Source organism: Streptomyces sp. CAI-85 (assembly GCF_013363615.1).
In the GTDB taxonomy this organism is placed as follows: domain Bacteria; phylum Actinomycetota; class Actinomycetes; order Streptomycetales; family Streptomycetaceae; genus Streptomyces; species Streptomyces antibioticus_B.
The window spans coordinates 69,644-86,569 of record NZ_JAANNX010000007.1 but is presented as its reverse complement, the minus strand read 5'-3'; the positions used below and the strand labels follow the sequence as shown (position 1 = coordinate 86,569).

Below are 16,926 nucleotides of genomic sequence, written 5' to 3'. Positions count from 1 at the left end.
ACGACACCTCCTTCTTACTCGTGAGCAACGCGGATACCGCGTTGCTCACTACCCCTGCGATTGAACCTTCATGCAATTGCGCGGACGCGCGTGAATGTTGTGTGAATCACCTCGTCAGCCAGGTGAGGAACTTGCTCCAGACACCTGCCTGTTCGGGCCTGCGGCCGGGGGCGACGGGCTCGGGGGCGGCCTGTGCCCGGGCATCGCTCTGCCGGCCGGGCCCGCTCGCCGGAGCGACCGGGGTGAAGCGGGCGGGAAGGGTGACGAGGCCGCGGCTGAAGGGGCCCGGACGCCACGTCAGGCTGTCCTCGGGAACCGTGATCTCCACGTCGGGCAGCCGGTTGAGGAGGTTCTCGATGGCGGTCACGGCGATGTGGCGCGCCGGGTCCTTCGAGGGGCAGGCGTGCGGACCGGCGCTCCATGCCAGATGCGCCCGGTTGCTGCCCGCCTTGCGGGCCGCCGACAGGGCGGGACCGGTGTTGGCGGCCGCGAAGCTGATCAGCAGCAGGTCGCCCGCGGCGAACTTCTGGCCGGCGAACTCCACGTCGGACACGGGGTAGTGGGGCGCGTAGTTCGTCATCGGCGGGTTTTCCCACAGCGTGTCGTCCATGGCCTCCTCGATCAGTCCGCCCTCGTGGGCGTACCGGTCGTGGGTGAGGATGCGATGGAGGGTGTTGCCGATGAGGTTGACCAGGGCCTCGGCGCCGGCACCCAGCAGCAGCGAGAGCTGATGGACCATCTCCTCGTCCGACAGCCCGGCATGGTGCTGCATCAGCCAGCTCGTGACGTCGTCGCCGGGCCGCTGTCGCTTGAGGGCGACCAGTTCGCCGACGGCCTGGAACAGCACCTCGGTGGCCTTCTCGGCGTTGACGCCGTCGAACATGCCGGAGATGCCGAAGAAGACACGGTCGCCGATGTCGGCGGTGCACCCGAACAGCTCGTTGAAGACGAACAGCGGAAGCTGCCGGGCGTAGTTGCCGATCAGGTCGGCCGAACCACGCTCGCTGAACTGGGCGATGAGGAAGTCGGAGATGCGCTCGGTGCTGTGGCTGAGCCGCAGCGAGTCCACCCGGGCGAAGCTGTCCGTGATGGCCTGACGCAGCCTCAGGTGGTCGGCGCCGTCGGTGAACATGCAGTTGGGCCGGTAGGCCAGCAGCGGCAGGACCGGGCTGTCCGGCGCGATCCGGCCCTCGTTGAGGTCCCGCCATCGGCGGGCGTCCTTGCGGAACGTGCCGGAGTCCTGGAGGAGTTGGAGCGCCGTCGCGTAGTCGGTGACGAGGGTGGCGTCGACTCCGGGGGCCAGCTCGACGGGGGCGGTCGGCCCGTGGTGGCGCAGATAGGAGTAGTAGGCCTCGGGGTCGGCCGCGAACTCCGGTCCGTACAGGGGCACTCTGCCGCCGGGCTGGTGCGCCGGGCACCCCGGCGGGGGTACCGGGGCGGTGGGTTGGTCCATGGTCGCTCCTAGTGTGCGCGGTCCTGCAAGTGACGGACGAGGGTGATCAGCGCTTCGGCCGAGGACCGCTCGTCGCGTGCGTCGCAGGTGACGACGGGGGTGTCGTCGAGCAGGTCCAGTGCCTCGCGCAGGGCCATCTCGTCGCGCAGCGGCGAGCCGTCGAAGTGGTTGACGGCGATGGCGTAGTCGAGTCCGTACTGCTCGATCAGATCGATCACGGCGAAGGAGTCCGCGAGTCGTTCGGGGTCGACCAGCACGAGCGCGCCGAGCGCGCCGCGTGCCATGTCCTCCCACATCTGCACGAAGCGCTGCTGGCCCGGCGTTCCGAACAGATAGAGCACGACGCGGTCGCTGATCGTCAGCCGGCCGAAGTCCATGGCGACCGTGGTGGTGGTCTTGCCCTGGACCCCCTTGAGGTCGTCGACGGACTCGGCGGCCCGGGTCATCGTCTCCTCGGTGGTCAGCGGCTGGATCTCGGAGATCGCGCCGATGAACGTGGTCTTGCCCACCGCGAAGTGGCCGACCACGAGGATCTTGACGGCCGTCTGGGTCGCGCCCTCACGGACGTAGTCGTGCTCATCCAAACTTGGCCCTGAGACCATTCAGCACCTCCTCCAGGATCTCCCGGTCGGCGAGCGGGGCCCGCTGGACGGGCGGGCGGGTGACGAGGTAGCCGCCCTCGGTCAGGGCGGCGAGGAGGATCTTGACGACGCCGAGGGGCAGTTGGGTGTGCCCCGCGATCTCGGCGACCGAGAGGTAGCCGGCCGCGCACAGGTCGAGCAGGCTCTGTTCCTCGGGGGACAGCCGGGTGGGCCGCTGCTGATGGTCGGCGGCGGCCGTGACCAGCGTGATGAGGGAGAGCTGCTCCTCGTCGGGCAGTCCGCGGCCCTTGGTGATGACGTACGGACGCACTAACTCCGGTGTCTGTGACTCCAGTTCGCCGAATCCCGTCATGACCGGGCGCCGAGGTTCTCGCGCGGCGGCGTGGTCAGCGCCTTGCCGAGCTGGCCGACGAGCTGCTGCATGCGGAAGGTGATGTCCTGCATGTCGACCTCCGGCGACGCCGAGACGCCGAGGTAGGCGCCCTCGCCGGCGGATATGAGGAACACCCAGCCGCCGTCGAACTCGACGAGCGTCTGGCGCCATTTCTGGCTGCCGTCCTCGCAGAAGAAGGCGAGCGAGCGGCTGAGCGACTGCACGCCGCTCATCGCCGCCGCCACCCGGTCCGCGTCGTCCTTGCCGAAGTCCTGCGTCCGTGCCATCAGCAGGCCGTCGGCGGAGATCAGGACGGCGTGCAGGGCCCCGGGAATCTCCAGGGCGCTGTCAAGCATCCATGACAGGTCGTCGTTCACGAGAACTCATGCCCTTCGCTGCTCGTACCACGGGTGCTGCTCGACTGTTCCGGCTCCGGCTGGACGGCCCGGCCCGACCGGGTGCCGCGCTGGAAGGCGCCCATGATGGCGGCCGTCTCCGCACCGGAGCGGCCGGCGGTCGCGGGGCCCGCCGAGGGCGTTCCCGGCACGATCGCCATGGGCCGCTTGCGGCGGCGTTTCGGCAGGCCGTCGGAGGTGGTCATGGGCACCGCGGCCTCGGGTCCACCGCCTCGGGTCTGGGGGGCGGCGGCGGGGAGGACCGGGGCCGGCTCCTTCTGCTCGGGAGCGCTGGTGAGCAGGTCGTGGGGCAGGAGCAGGACGGCGCGGACACCTCCGTAGGGGGAGCTGGAGTCCACGGACACCTCGAAGCCGAAGCGTTCGCTGAGGACGCCGATCACCGCGAAGCCGAACTGCGGCGGATTGCCGAGCGCGGCGACGCCGGAGACGCGGTCGCTGGTCAGCAGTTTTTCGGCGCGGGCCCGCTCCTCGTCGTTCATACCGACACCCGCGTCGTCGACGACGATACAGATTCCCTTGGGCACGGTACGAATGTTGATTTCAACAACAGTATCGGGGCTGGAATAACTCGTGGCGTTGTCGAGCAGTTCCGCGAGGGCCAGCGCCACGGGTTCCACGGCGCGGCTGGTGATACCGAAGTCCACCTGCGAGAGAATTTCCACCCGCCGGTAGTGGCGGACTCTTCCCTGGGCGCTGCGCACCACGTCGTAGACCGACGCGACATCGCGCTGACGTCCCAGCCAGCCGTCGCAGAGCACGGCGATGGACTGGGCGCGGCGGCCGAACTGGGAGTTGGTGTGGTCGATCTCCAGAAGGTCCTGGAGGATCACCGACTCGCCGTATTTGTTCTGGAGCCGGGAAACGATCAACTGCTGTTCCGCGGCGAGGCCCTGGAGTGTCCGCATCGCGGACTTCAGGACCGTTTTCGTAGCCTCGTCGGCTCTTTCCTGGGCTGCCTCGACGGATTTCGCGTACCCGTTCTCCAGCTCGATGTGCCGAGCCCGGAGATCTGCGAACTCCTGCCTTAACGTCCGCGCCGCCCTGCGCTGGCGAACTATGAGGGCGACGGAGACGAGTACGGCGACGAGGAGAGCCCAGAGTACCGGGTTCTGTATGTAATCAGTCATAAGACTCTCTTCAGGCGACTGACGGCCAGTTGCTGAATTCCCGTCAAATGCGGGTGGACCGGCGGACCGCCCGCACCGGGGTTGCCGCCCGGACTGTCCCCGTAGTCGGAGATGTCGTCTTGCACCCATCCGCCCGCTCTACAAGCGAGCGTGATCGTATCACCACAAGAACGGGCCACCGACCGTCAATATGCGGACTATGGTGAACTTTGACGATGCGTCAGCAACCCGGTGAGCAGATCCGGGACAACGTCCCAGAAGCAGGCGGCAGGGCAACCGATAAACGGCCTTCCGGCAATTTCGGGCGTCAACGGGCGGCAAGCGGCGACAACCGAGCAATTGCTCCGTACCGGCGCCGGGAACGACAAAACCCGCATCCGGAGAACCCCGGATGCGGGTCATGAATACTCACCGAGCGATTATTGATCGACACAGAGAGTGAGAGTGTCCGAGGGGGGACTTGAACCCCCACGCCCGATAAAGGGCACTAGCACCTCAAGCTAGCGCGTCTGCCATTCCGCCACCCGGACAAGGTGTCTGTCGCGCGGGTTCCCCCGCGGCGACATGGACAACAATACCAAGGTTTCGGAGTGCGTTTCACCTGCGTATCCGCCCGCCGGAACGACCCAGGGTGACCATTCGCTCACTTCACGTCAGAGCGTCAGGACGTCAGAGCATCAGGGCGTCAGGACGTCAGCCGGTCCTCCGGGAAGTTCCCCGGCAGCCGCTCCCCCGCCGGGCCCCGGGTGACCGCGCGCACCAGCAGTTCGCCGCCGACGAAGGCGCCCCGCCAGGACGCGCCGAAGCCGCCGAACAGCTCCTCGCGGTCGCCGCGCGAGCGGGGCCGGCCGTGCCCCACCTTGAAGGCGCGGATCTGCGGGGCCAGCCGGTCGAAGGTGGCCCGGTCGTCGGTGGACAGGGTGGCGACCAGGGCCCCGTTGGAGGCGTTCATCGCGGCCAGCAGCTCGGCCTCGGTGTCGACCAGGACGATGGTGTCGACCGGCCCGAACGGCTCCGCGTGGTGCAGCGGAGAAGACGGCGGCGGGTTGAGCAGGGTGACCGGCCGGACGTACGCCGAGGTGTCCTGGCCGGGCAGGAAGCGGCCGTCGGCGAGGCTGCCCCGGTACAGCGGGACCGCGCCGCGGTCGATGGCCTCGGCGACCTGGTCGTGCAGCTCCTTCGCCTTGGCCGCGTTGATCACCGGCCCGAAGTCCGGGCGGGGGTAGGGGTCGGTGCGCCGTTCGACGGCCAGCGGGTGGCCGACGGTCAGGGTGCGCACGGCGGGCAGATAGGCGGCCAGGAAGGCGTCGAACAGCTCGCGCTGGACGACGAAGCGCGGGTAGGCGGTGCAGCGCTGCTTGCCGTAGTCGAAGAGCCCCGGGACGGTCGCCGCGAGGGTGTCCCAGTCCGAGTAGTTCCACACGCCCCAGGTGTTGAGTCCCTCCTGTTCGAGGATGTGCCGGGTGCCGAGGCCGGTGACGGCGGTGGCGACGGCGGCGCCGGTGTCACGGCCGCCGACGAAGGAGACGCAGCCGATCTCGGGCGCCCGCACCAGCGCCTCCGACAGCTCGCCGCCGCTGCCGCTGACGAGGGTGACCGGGACGCCCTCGCGGGCGGCGAGCGCGCAGGCCAGGGTGAGGCAGGCGACGCCGCCGTCGGTGGGGGTCTTGGCGATGACCGCGTTGCCGGCCAGGGCCTGCACCAGCAGGGCGTGCACGAGCACGCTCATCGGGTAGTTCCAGCTCGCGATGTTGGAGACGGGCCCGTCCAGCGGGGCCCGGCCCTCGGTCATCGCCTCGATGCCGTCGACGTACCAGCGCACCCCGTCCAGGGCCCGGTCGACGTCGGCCCGGGCCGCCCGCCAGGGCTTGCCGATCTCCCAGACGAGCAGCAGGGCGAGCAGGTCGCGGTGGGCGGCGAGGGCGTCGAGGGTGGCGGCGACCCGGGCCCGGCGTTCGGCGAGCGGCACGTGCCGCCAGGCGCGGTGCCGGTCGAGGGCGGCGCGGACGGCGCGGTGGGCGGTGGCCCCGTCCAGCCGGGGCGGTCCGGCGACGGGGCTTCCGTCGACCGGGCTGGTGGCGGGCAGCGGACGGCCGTCCGCCTGCCAGCCGGAGTTCCAGAGGTTGAGGACCCGGTCGTCGCGGAACGCCTCCGGGGCGACGGCGAGGCAGCGGCTCCAGGCGTCGGCCCAGGAGGTGCCGGACTTGAGGGTGAGGGTGGTGGTCATGGGCATGCTCCGCTCTCGGTGCACGGCGAGAGAAAGACGAGGTCAGAGGTGGAGGGGAAGGCGTCAGGCCGTTCCCTCCAGGGCGGCGAGGACGAGCGCCGCGGTCTCGGTCGGGGTGCCGCCGACCCGGACGCCCACCGCCTCCAGCGCCTCCTTCTTCGCCTGCGCGGTTCCCGAGGAGCCGGACACGATCGCGCCGGCGTGGCCCATGGTGCGGCCCTCGGGCGCGGTGAAGCCGGCGATGTAGCCGACGACGGGCTTGGTGACGTGGTCGCGGATGTACCCGGCGGCGCGTTCCTCGGCGTCGCCGCCTATCTCGCCGATGAGGACGATCAGTTCGGTGTCGGGGTCGTCCTCGAAGGCGGCGAGGCAGTCGATGTGGCTGGTGCCGACGACCGGGTCGCCGCCGATGCCGACACAGGTGGAGAACCCGATGTCCCGCAGCTCGTACATGAGTTGGTAGGTGAGGGTGCCGGACTTGGAGACCAGTCCGATCCGGCCGGGCTTGGTGATGTCGGCCGGGATGATGCCCGCGTTGGACTGCCCCGGGCTGATCAGGCCGGGGCAGTTGGGGCCGATGATCCGGGTGCCGCGCGCCGCGGCGTACGCCGTGCAGGCGACCGAGTCGTGGACGGGGACGCCCTCGGTGATGACGACGGCGAGACCGATGCCGGCGTCGGCGGCCTCGGTCACGGCGGCCCGGACGAAGGCGGGCGGCACGAAGACGACGCTGACGTCGGCGCCGGTCGCCGCGATGCCCTCGGCGACGGAGCCGAAGACGGGGACCGTGCGCTCCCCGAAGTCGACGCTGCGGCCCGCCTTGCGCGGGTTGACGCCGCCGACGACGTCCGTGCCGGCGGCGAGCATCCGCCGGGTGTGCCGCATGCCCTCGCCGCCGGTCATGCCCTGGACGAGGACCCTGCTCTCCTGGGTGAGGTAGATGGCCATGTGCGGTCTCCTCAGGCTGCGGTGGCGAGGTCGGCGGCGCGCCGGGCGGCGCCGTCCATGGTGGTGGCCTGCTCGACCAGCGGATGGCGGCGGGCGTCGAGGATCTCCCGCCCCCGGGCCGCGTTGTTGCCGTCGAGCCGGACGACGAGCGGCCTGGTCAGCCGTACGGTGTCCAGGGCGCGCACGATGCCCTCGGCGACGGCGTCGCAGGCGGTGATGCCGCCGAAGACGTTGACGAGGACGGACCGGACGGCCGGGTCGGACAGGATGACGCCGAGGCCGTCGGCCATGACCTGGGCGGAGGCGCCGCCGCCGATGTCGAGGAAGTTGGCGGGCCGGGCGCCGCAGCCGGCCACCACGTCGAGGGTGGACATCACCAGGCCCGCGCCGTTGCCGATGACGCCGACCTCGCCGTCGAGCCGGACGTAGGTGAGGCCCCTGGCGGCGGCCGCCGCCTCCAGCGGGTCGGTGTGCCCGCCCGTCTCGGCACCCCAACGGGCCTGCCGGAAGGCCGCGTTGTCGTCGAGGGTGACCTTGCCGTCGAGGGCGAGGATCTGGCCCCCGGTGGTGCGCACGAGCGGGTTGACCTCGACGAGCAGGGCGTCCTCGCGGACCAGGACCTGCCAGAGCCGGACCAGGACGTCGACGGCGCGGGCCGGCAGTCCGGCGGCCTCGGCGATCTCGGCCGCCTTGGACGCGGTGACGCCCTCGGCGGGGTCGACCGGCACCCGGGCGACGGCCTCGGGCCGGGTGGCGGCGACCTCCTCGATGTCCATGCCGCCCTCGGCGGAGGCGATCGCGAGGAAGCGGCCGTGCGCACGGTCGAGTACATAGGAGACGTAGAACTCGACCTCGACGGCGACGGGTTCGGCCAGCATGACCGTGCCGACGCGGTGCCCCTTGATGTCCATGCCGAGGATCTGACGGGCCGTGAGTTCGGCGGCGGCCGGGTCGGCGGCGAACTTGACACCGCCCGCCTTGCCCCGGCCGCCGGTCTTCACCTGCGCCTTCACCACCGCGCGGCCGCCCAGCCGGCGGGCGATCTCCCGCGCTTCCTTGGGCGAGTCGGTGACCTCCGCCCTCGGTACCACGATGCCGTGTCTGTCGAAGAGTTGTCGTGCCTGGTGCTCGTACAGGTCCATTCCGGCTCCTTCCGAAAGTGCCGCACGCCCCCTGGACACCACCCACCGGATGCGGGATAACAAGCTTCATACAGTATTCGTCGACTGTATGCAATGTACCGCGAGACCTTCCAACCCCCTACGAAGGGACGGGACTTCGCCATGCCCGACGACCGGCCCCACGACCAGCCCCCCGCCGCCCGGGACACGATCTCCGGTGGTCATCTCGTCGCCCGAGCGCTCAAGGCCGAGGGCGTCGACCGCATCTACACCCTGTGCGGCGGCCATATCATCGACATCTACGACGGCTGTGTCGACGAGGGCATAGAAGTCGTCGACGTGCGCCATGAACAGGTCGCCGCCCACGCCGCCGACGGCTACGCGCGGATCACCGGCAAGCCCGGCTGCGCGGTCGTCACGGCCGGCCCCGGCACCACCGACGCCGTCACCGGCGTCGCCAACGCCTTCCGCGCGGAGTCCCCGATGCTGCTGATCGGCGGTCAGGGCGCCCTCGCCCAGCACAAGATGGGGTCCCTCCAGGACCTTCCGCACGTCGACATGATGACGCCGATCACCAAGTTCGCGGCGGCCGTGCCGGACACGGCGCGGGTCGCGGACATGGTCTCCATGGCGTTCCGCGAGTGCTACCACGGCGCGCCCGGCCCCTCCTTCCTGGAGATCCCGCGCGACGTCCTGGACGCCAAGGTGCCGGTGGAGAAGGCGCGCGTGCCCCGGCCCGGCGGCTACCGCGCCTCCACCCGCTCGGCCGGCGACCCCGAGGCGATCGAGAGGCTCGCCGATCTGCTCACCCACGCCGAGAAGCCCGCCATCCTGCTGGGCAGCCAGGTCTGGACGACCCGCGGCACCGAGGCGGCCGTCGAGCTGGTGCGCACCCTGAACGTCCCCGCCTACATGAACGGCGCGGGGCGCGGCACCCTGCCGCCCGGCGACCCCCACCACTTCCAGCTCTCCCGGCGCTACGCGTTCTCCCACGCCGACGTGATCGTGATCGTCGGCACGCCCTTCGACTTCCGCATGGGCTACGGCAAGCGGCTGTCCCCGGCCGCGACCGTCGTGCAGATCGACCTCGACTACCGCACCGTGGGCAAGAACCGCGACATCGACCTCGGCATCGTCGGGGACGCCGGGCTGGTGCTGAAGTCGGTGACCGAGGCGGCCTCCGGGCGGGTGAACGGCGGCGCGTCCCGGCGCAAGGAGTGGCTGGACGAGCTGCGCGCCGCCGAACAGACCGCGCTCGACAAGAGGTTGCCGCAGCTCCGCTCCGACGCCTCCCCCATCCACCCCTACCGGCTGGTGAGCGAGATCAACGACTTCCTCACCGAGGACTCGATCTACATCGGCGACGGCGGCGACATCGTCACCTTCTCCGGCCAGGTCGTCCAGCCCAAGTCCCCCGGCCACTGGATGGATCCGGGACCGCTGGGCACCCTCGGCGTCGGCGTGCCCTTCGTGCTCGCGGCCAAGCAGGCCCGGCCCGACAAGGAGGTCGTCGCCCTCTTCGGCGACGGCGCGTTCTCCCTGACCGGCTGGGACTTCGAGACGCTGGTCCGCTACGACCTGCCCTTCGTCGGCATCGTCGGCAACAACTCCTCGATGAACCAGATCCGTTACGGCCAGGCCGCCAAGTACGGCCCCGAGCGCGAGCGGGTCGGCAACACCCTCGGCGACGTCCGCTACGACGAGTTCGCCCGGATGCTGGGCGGTCACGGCGAGGAAGTGCGCGACCCCGCCGACATCGGCCCCGCGCTGCGCCGCGCCCGCGAGTCCGGGAAGCCTTCGCTGATCAACGTCTGGGTCGACCCGGACGCGTACGCCCCCGGAACGATGAACCAGACCATGTACAAGTGAGGTGAGTCCGTGCCCACGAAGGCCCTCGAAGGCGTCCGCGTCCTCGACATGACCCACGTACAGTCCGGCCCCTCCGCGACCCAGTTGCTCGCCTGGCTCGGCGCGGACGTCGTCAAACTGGAGGCGCCCACCGGCGACATCACGCGCGGCCAGCTCCGCGACCTGCCGGACGTCGACTCCCTGTACTTCACGATGCTCAACTGCAACAAGCGCAGCATCACCCTCAACACCAAGACCGAGCGCGGCAAGGAGATCCTCACCGAGCTGATCCGGCGCTCCGACGTGATGGTGGAGAACTTCGGCCCCGGCGCCGTCGACCGCATGGGGTTCACCTGGGAGCGGGTCCGGGAGATCAACCCGCGGATCGTCTACGCCTCCATCAAGGGGTTCGGCGACGGCCCTTACACCAGGTTCAAGGCGTACGAGGTCGTCGCGCAGGCCATGGGCGGGTCGATGTCGACCACCGGCTTCGAGGACGGGCCGCCGCTCGCGACCGGCGCCCAGATCGGGGACTCGGGCACCGGGGTGCACGCCGTGGCGGGCATCCTCGCGGCGCTGTACCAGCGCGAGCACACCGGGCGCGGGCAGCGGGTCAACGTGGCCATGCAGCACGCCGTGCTCAACCTGTGCCGGGTGAAACTCCGCGACCAGCAGCGCCTGGCGCACGGCCCGCTCGCCGAGTACCCCAACGACGACTTCGGCGACGAGGTGCCCCGCTCGGGGAACGCCTCGGGCGGCGGCCAGCCCGGCTGGGCCGTCAGGTGCGCGCCGGGCGGCCCGAACGACTATGTGTACGTGATCGTGCAGCCGGTCGGCTGGCGGCCGCTCAGCGCGCTGATCGGCCGGCCCGAACTCGCCGACGACCCCGAGTGGGCCACCCCGCGGGCCCGGCTGCCTCGGCTGAACAAGATGTTCCAGCTCATCGAGGAGTGGTCCTCGACCCTGCCCAAGTGGGAGGTGCTGGAGCGGCTCAACGCGCACGACATCCCGTGCGGGCCGATCCTGTCCACCAAGGAGATCGTCGAGGACGCGTCGCTGGCCGCCAACGAGATGGTGGTGCGCGTCCCGCACCCGGAGCGCGGCGAGTTCCTGACCGTGGGCAGCCCGCTGAAGCTCTCCGACTCCCCCGTCGAGGTGACCACCGCACCGCTGCTCGGCGAGCACAACGCCGAGGTGTACGTCGGTGAACTCGGCCTCGGTGACGAGGAACTGCGGCTGCTCAAGTCGAACGGGGTGATCTGAGGTGATGGCCGAGGACCGGACCGCACGGGTGCGGGCGCTGCTCGACGCCGTACGGGCGTCGGGGCGCACCGCGCTCACCGCGCCCGAGGGCAAGGTGGTCGCCGACGCGTACGGGATCGCCGTACCGGGCGAGGAGTTGGCGGCCGACGTCGAGGAGGCCGTGGCGTACGCGGCGCGGTTCGGCGGGCCGGTGGTGATGAAGATCGTGTCGCCGGACATCCTGCACAAGACCGACGCCGGCGGGGTCGTCGTGGGCGTGGAGGGCGCGGCGGACGTACGGGCCGCGTTCCACCGGATCGTGGGCAACGCGCGCGCCTACGACGCGTCGGCGCGGATCGAGGGCGTGCAGATCCAGGAGCTGCTGCCCGAGGGACAGGAGGTCATCGTCGGGGCGGTCACCGATCCGACGTTCGGGAAGGTGGTGGCGTTCGGGCTCGGCGGGGTGCTGGTCGAGGTGCTCAAGGACGTCACCTTCCGGCTGGCGCCGGTGGACGCCGACGAGGCGCTGTCCATGCTCGACTCGATCCGGGCGGCGGAGATCCTGCGCGGGGTGCGCGGCAGGCCCGCCGTCGACCGGTGGGCGGTCGCCGAGCAGATCCGCCGGGTGTCCCGACTGGTCGCGGACTTCCCGGAGATCGCCGAGGTGGACCTCAACCCGGTGATCGCGACACCGGAGGGCGCGACGGCCGCCGACATCCGGGTGATCCTCGCCGAGTCGCAGCCGGCGCCGCGCCGGACGTACGGCCGCGAGGAGATCCTCGTGTCGATGCGCCGGCTGATGCAGCCCTCGTCGGTCGCCGTGATCGGCGCGTCCGACGAGCGGGGCAAGATCGGCCATTCGGTGATGCGCAATCTGATCGACGGCGGCTTCGCCGGAGACATCCATCCGGTGAACCCCCGGGCCGATGACATCCAGGGCCGCAAGGCGTACAAGAGTGTCACCGACGTTCCCGGTGAGGTGGATGTGGCGGTCTTCGCGATCCCCGCCAAGTTCGTGGCGGCGGCCCTGGAGGAGGTGGGGCGCAAGGGGATCCCCAACGCCGTGCTCATCCCCTCCGGTTTCGCGGAGACGGGCGAGCACGCGCTCCAGGACGAGATCGTCGCCGTCGCCGAGCGGTACGGCGTCCGGCTGCTCGGGCCGAACATCTACGGCTACTACTCGACGTGGCAGGACCTGTGCGCCACGTTCTGCACGCCGTACGACGTCAAGGGCTCGGTGGCGCTGACCTCGCAGTCGGGCGGCATCGGCATGGCGATCCTGGGGTTCGCCCGCACCACCAAGACCGGGGTGTCGGCGATCGTGGGGCTCGGCAACAAGTCGGACCTCGACGAGGACGACCTGCTGACCTGGTTCGGCGAGGACCCGCACACGCAGTGCATCGCGATGCACCTGGAGGACCTCAAGGACGGGCGCGCGTTCGTGGCGGCCGCCCGGGAGACCGTCCCGAAGAAGCCGGTGATCGTCCTCAAGGCGGGGCGCACGGCGGCGGGCGCGAGGGCGGCGGGCTCGCACACCGGGGCGCTCGCGGGCGACGACGCGGTGTACGACGACATCCTGCGCCAGGCCGGGGTAGTCCGGGCCGCCGGGCTGAACGACATGCTGGAGTACGCGCGCGCGTTGCCGGTGCTGCCCACACCGCAGGGCGACAACGTCGTGATCATCACCGGCGCGGGCGGCAGCGGGGTGCTGCTGTCGGACGCGGTGACCGACAACGGCCTGACGCTGATGGAGATCCCGCCCGATCTGGACGCCGCCTTCCGGGAGTTCATCCCGCCCTTCGGGGCGGCGGGCAACCCGGTCGACATCACCGGGGGCGAGCCGCCGTCGACGTACGAGGCGACGATCCGGCTGGGTCTTCAGGACCCGCGGATCCACGCGCTCGTCCTCGGCTACTGGCACACCGTCGTCACTCCCCCGATGGTGTTCGCCGAGCTGACCGCGCGGGTGGTCGCCGAGTTCCGGGAGCGCGGGATCGTCAAGCCGGTGGTGGCCTCCCTCGCCGGGGACGTCGAGGTCGAGGAGGCGTGCCGGTACCTGTACGAGCGGGGCGTCGTGGCGTACCCGTACACGACCGAGCGGCCGGTGGACGTGCTCGGCGCCAAGTACCGGTGGGCGCGGGCGGCGGGGCGGTTGGGGGGCGGTTCATGACGTGAGGGAGAGGGGGCCGGCCGGCGGGTGCGCGCCGGCCGGCCCCGGGACCCGGGCGCGCACGAAAGGCATTGGACAGGGGGCGCTGGCCAGAACTTTCGACGCAAGGGGTGCTGCACAGACATGACGACCACCGACTTCACCACGTCCCTCCCCTGTCGGGAGGTGACGGACCGCAACGGCCGCGTGTACCGGATCGGCGAGACCGACCGGGACATCATGGGGCGGCCACGCTGGACCATGGTGCTCTTCCCCTGGATGGGCATGCTCGGCATCAGTTCCTCGGAGTACGCGTTCACCTCGGCCGAGGACACCCTGCACGAGGCCCATCTGTGGAACAGCGGGCACATCTTCTGGCTGATGGGCGTCTGGGTGTTCTTCCAGGCGGCCGTGGCCTTCCCCGCCGGGCAGCTCCGTGAGAGCGGCCGGCTCCCCGCGCGGTACGCGATGATGCTGGGCGCGCTCGGCACCGTCTGCGGCTATCTGTCGCTGGCGTTCGCGCCGCATGTGATCGTCGCCTATATCGGCTTCGGCATGTTCAGCGGGATCGGCGCCGGCCTGGTCTACGCGACCTGCGTGAACATGGTCGGCAAGTGGTACCCGGAGCGCAAGGGCGGTAAGACCGGCCTGGTCAACGGCGGTTTCGCCTATGGCTCGGTGCCGTTCGTGTTCCTGTTCACCTCGTACATGGACCTGGGCAACTACCAGGGCGTCCTGGTGCTGGTGGGCCTGGTCTGCTGCTCGGTGGTGGCGTTCGCCGGCTGGTTCTTCAAGGATCCGCCGAAGAACTGGTGGCCGGCGCATGTCGATCCGCTGCGGATGACGGACGACCCGAAGATCCGCCGGGCGCTGGAGAAGAACCCGCCGGCGGTGAAGCAGTACACGCCGAGGGAGGCGGCCCGTACGCCGGTGCTGTGGATGATGTGGTTCTGTCTGCTGTGCACGGCCGGCATCAACATCTTCGGGATCGCCTTCCAGGTGCCGTTCGGCAAGGACATGGGGTTCGCGGGCGGGATCGTGGCCACGGCGATGTCCCTGAAGGCGATCGTCAACGGCACCGGGCGCGGGGTGATCGGCTGGATCTCCGACCGCTACGGCCGGCGCAACACGCTGATCATCGTCTGTGTGGTGCTGGGCACCGCCCAGTTCGGGGTGCTGGTCTCCGGCCAGATGGGCAGCATGCCGTTCTTCCTGTTCTGCTCCATGGTCTCCGGGTTCGGCGGCGGCGCGATCTTCCCGCTGTTCGCGGCGATGACCGCGGACTACTTCGGGGAGAACAACAACGCCTCCAACTACGGCATGGTCTACAGCTCGAAGCTCATCTCGGGCCTGGTGGGCTCCGGGATGGGCGCGGTGGTGGTCAACGCCTGGGACTACGAAGGGGCGTTCGTCATCGCGGGCTCCATCGGGCTGGCCTCCGCCGTCCTGGCGCTGTTCCTGCGGGCCCCGGACCGGCCGAACCCTCGCAAGGTGGTCCCCAACCCACAGCCCCTCGGGGAGGAGACGGCCTGACCCGAACGGACCACACCCGCACGCGTGGAGCCCTCCCCAGCGGCCTGTACGGGTCCGGGGAGGGCCCAGGCGTGCCGGCTAGTCCTTGGCGCGGTCGTGGTACGAACGGCGGGTGTGTTCGGTGTGTTCGCGCATCAGGCGGGTCGCGCGGGCTTCGTCGTGGTCGGCGATCGCGGCGATCAGGTCGCGGTGCTCGATCCAGGACTGCCGGCCGCGCCGGCGGGCGACGGGGGTGTAGTACCAGCGCACCCGGCGGTCGACCTGGGCCGCGAGTTCGGCGAGGACCGCGTTGCCCGCCAGCTCCATCACCCGGGCGTGGAAACGGGCGTTGAGGGCGACGGCCGCGTCGACGTCGTCGTCCTCCGCGGCGCGCATGCCGAGGGCGAGGATCTCCTCCAGGGCCGTGATCCCGGCCTGGTCCGCGTGCGCGGCGGCGAGGCGGGCGGCCTCCGCCTCCAACAGCGTACGGACGGTGAGGAGTTGGTCGGCCTCCTCCTCCGTCGGCTCGTGCACGAACGCGCCCTGGGCGGGCCTGAGGTCCACCCAGCCCTCGGTGTTGAGCCGCTGGAGCGCCTCCCGCACGGGCTGCCGGGAGACCCCCAGATGCCCCGCCAGCTCGCTCTCCACGAGGTGCTGGCCGGGCCGGAGGGCCCGGGTGGTGATGAGTTCGAGCAGCGCCTCGTAGACGCGGTCGCGCAGCGGGCCGGGCCGTTCGAGCTTGGGCACCGCGCCCTGCGGCAGTCCTGTCGACAACATCGGTCGGGTCCCCTCCTGGGCAGCGCCGGGCAACCGCGGCCGGAAAGCCACGTGTTCGGCGGAACGCGGCCGCCGTCCGTGCCGGCGTACCGCCTACAGCCGAGTATCGATTGTCTTTCGTCTACAGTCTACGGCGCACCGATGCGAGGGCCCGGCGGGGTGGGCTCCGTCACGTCACCGCCTCAGGGGCAGCGCACGACCTGCCCGGCGTACGACAGGTTGCCGCCGAAGCCGAAGAGCAGCACCGGGTCGCCGGTGCCGACGACGCCCTGCTCGACGAGCTTGGAGAAGGCCAGCGGGATGCTCGCGGCGGAGGTGTTGCCGGACTCGGTGACGTCCCGGGCGACGACCGCGTTGACGGCGCCGATCTTCTCCGCGAGGGGCTCGATGATCCGCAGGTTCGCCTGGTGCAGGACGACGGCCGCGAGGTCCTCGGGCCCGAGCCCGGCCCGCTCGCACGCCTGCCGGGCCAGCGGCGGCAGCTTGGTGGTGGCCCAGCGGTAGACGCTCTGCCCCTCCTGCGCGAACCGCGCGGGCTGCCCCTCGATGCGCACGGCGTGCCCCATCTCGGGCACCGACCCCCACAGCACCGGCGCGATACCGGGCTCGGCGCCGTCGGGGCACGCCTCGACGACCGCCGCGCCCGCCCCGTCGCCCACCAGGACGCAGGTCGTGCGGTCGGTCCAGTCGGTCACCTCGGACATCTTGTCGGCGCCGATGACCAGCGCCCGGGTCGCCGCACCCGCCCGCACGGTGTGGTCGGCGGTGGCCAGCGCGTGGGTGAACCCGGCGCACACGACGTTGACGTCCATCGCGGCGGGGCTCGGCACGCCGAGGCGGGCGGCGACCCGGGCGGCCATGTTGGGCGAGCGGTCGACCGCCGTGGAGGTGGCGACGAGGACCAGGTCGATGTCCCCGGGCGTCAAGCCGGCGGCCGCGAGGGCCTTGGCGGCGGCGTGCGCGGCCAGCTCGTCCACGGGCTCGTCGGGGCCGGCGATGTGGCGGGTGCGGATGCCGACCCGGCTCCTGATCCACTCGTCACTGGTGTCGACCAGGCCCGCCAGGTCCTCGTTGGTGAGCACCTTGGCGGGCTGGTAATGGCCGACGGCGGCGATGCGCGAGCCGTTCATG

Annotated in this window: 14 protein-coding genes and 1 tRNA gene; 4 read left to right on the top strand and 11 right to left on the bottom strand. The window is 70.9% G+C overall.

Features of this window, described 5'->3' with window-relative positions; genetic code table 11:
- Positions 1–106 precede the first annotated feature (106 nt).
- The 9 genes from G6W55_RS11965 to sucC form a co-directional block, all read right to left on the bottom strand.
- Positions 107–1,453: a cytochrome P450 gene (locus G6W55_RS11965; RefSeq protein WP_175520800.1), complete on the bottom strand. Its 1,347-nt coding sequence runs from the start codon at positions 1,451–1,453 to the stop codon at positions 107–109.
- A gap of 8 nt (positions 1,454–1,461) precedes the next feature.
- Positions 1,462–2,055 carry an ATP/GTP-binding protein gene (locus G6W55_RS11960; protein WP_030789330.1) on the bottom strand — a complete coding sequence of 198 codons (594 nt, stop codon included), beginning with the start codon at positions 2,053–2,055 and terminating at the stop codon, positions 1,462–1,464.
- Entirely contained in the window at positions 2,030–2,407 is a 378-nt protein-coding gene (locus tag G6W55_RS11955; RefSeq protein WP_030789328.1) for a DUF742 domain-containing protein, read from the bottom strand. Before G6W55_RS11955 ends, G6W55_RS11960 begins: the two co-directional genes overlap by 26 nt.
- On the bottom strand, positions 2,404–2,805 hold the full coding sequence (locus G6W55_RS11950) for a roadblock/LC7 domain-containing protein (protein ID WP_030789326.1): 402 nt from the start codon (positions 2,803–2,805) through the stop codon (positions 2,404–2,406). Before G6W55_RS11950 ends, G6W55_RS11955 begins: the two co-directional genes overlap by 4 nt.
- Positions 2,802–3,971 (bottom strand): sensor histidine kinase, encoded by a 1,170-nt coding sequence (locus G6W55_RS11945; protein WP_175520799.1) that lies wholly within the window; start codon positions 3,969–3,971, stop codon positions 2,802–2,804. Before G6W55_RS11945 ends, G6W55_RS11950 begins: the two co-directional genes overlap by 4 nt.
- Before the next feature lie 445 nt (positions 3,972–4,416).
- Positions 4,417–4,501, bottom strand: a tRNA-Leu gene (locus tag G6W55_RS11940).
- A gap of 155 nt (positions 4,502–4,656) precedes the next feature.
- Positions 4,657–6,198 (bottom strand): aldehyde dehydrogenase family protein, encoded by a 1,542-nt coding sequence (locus G6W55_RS11935; RefSeq protein ID WP_175520798.1) that lies wholly within the window; start codon positions 6,196–6,198, stop codon positions 4,657–4,659.
- A 63-nt stretch (positions 6,199–6,261) separates the two neighbouring features.
- A complete protein-coding gene (sucD, locus tag G6W55_RS11930; protein ID WP_175520797.1) occupies positions 6,262–7,146 on the bottom strand; it encodes a succinate--CoA ligase subunit alpha in 885 nt (294 codons plus the stop codon).
- Positions 7,147–7,157: 11 nt separating this feature from the next.
- On the bottom strand, positions 7,158–8,288 hold the full coding sequence (sucC, locus tag G6W55_RS11925) for an ADP-forming succinate--CoA ligase subunit beta (protein ID WP_175520796.1): 1,131 nt from the start codon (positions 8,286–8,288) through the stop codon (positions 7,158–7,160).
- Between the two features lie 141 nt (positions 8,289–8,429).
- Between sucC and G6W55_RS11920 the strand changes: the two genes are divergently transcribed.
- The 4 genes from G6W55_RS11920 to G6W55_RS11905 all read left to right on the top strand — a co-directional run bounded on the left by G6W55_RS11920 (position 8,430) and on the right by G6W55_RS11905 (position 15,039).
- Positions 8,430–10,136 (top strand): thiamine pyrophosphate-binding protein, encoded by a 1,707-nt coding sequence (locus G6W55_RS11920; RefSeq protein WP_175520795.1) that lies wholly within the window; start codon positions 8,430–8,432, stop codon positions 10,134–10,136.
- 9 nt (positions 10,137–10,145) lie between these two features.
- Positions 10,146–11,378, top strand: a complete 1,233-nt coding sequence (gene frc / locus G6W55_RS11915) for a formyl-CoA transferase (RefSeq protein ID WP_175520794.1) — start codon at positions 10,146–10,148, stop codon at positions 11,376–11,378.
- A gap of 4 nt (positions 11,379–11,382) precedes the next feature.
- Positions 11,383–13,527: an acetate--CoA ligase family protein gene (locus tag G6W55_RS11910; protein ID WP_175520793.1), complete on the top strand. Its 2,145-nt coding sequence runs from the start codon at positions 11,383–11,385 to the stop codon at positions 13,525–13,527.
- Between the two features lie 123 nt (positions 13,528–13,650).
- A complete protein-coding gene (locus G6W55_RS11905) occupies positions 13,651–15,039 on the top strand; it encodes an OFA family MFS transporter (RefSeq protein ID WP_175520792.1) in 1,389 nt (462 codons plus the stop codon).
- Positions 15,040–15,117: 78 nt separating this feature from the next.
- On the opposite strand, the gene G6W55_RS11900 is transcribed toward G6W55_RS11905, so the two are convergent.
- Positions 15,118–15,795, bottom strand: coding sequence for a GntR family transcriptional regulator (locus G6W55_RS11900; protein ID WP_175520791.1), 678 nt, complete (start codon positions 15,793–15,795; stop codon positions 15,118–15,120).
- A gap of 182 nt (positions 15,796–15,977) precedes the next feature.
- Positions 15,978–16,925 carry a beta-ketoacyl-ACP synthase III gene (locus G6W55_RS11895; protein ID WP_175520790.1) on the bottom strand — a complete coding sequence of 316 codons (948 nt, stop codon included), beginning with the start codon at positions 16,923–16,925 and terminating at the stop codon, positions 15,978–15,980.
- Position 16,926 lies beyond the last annotated feature (1 nt).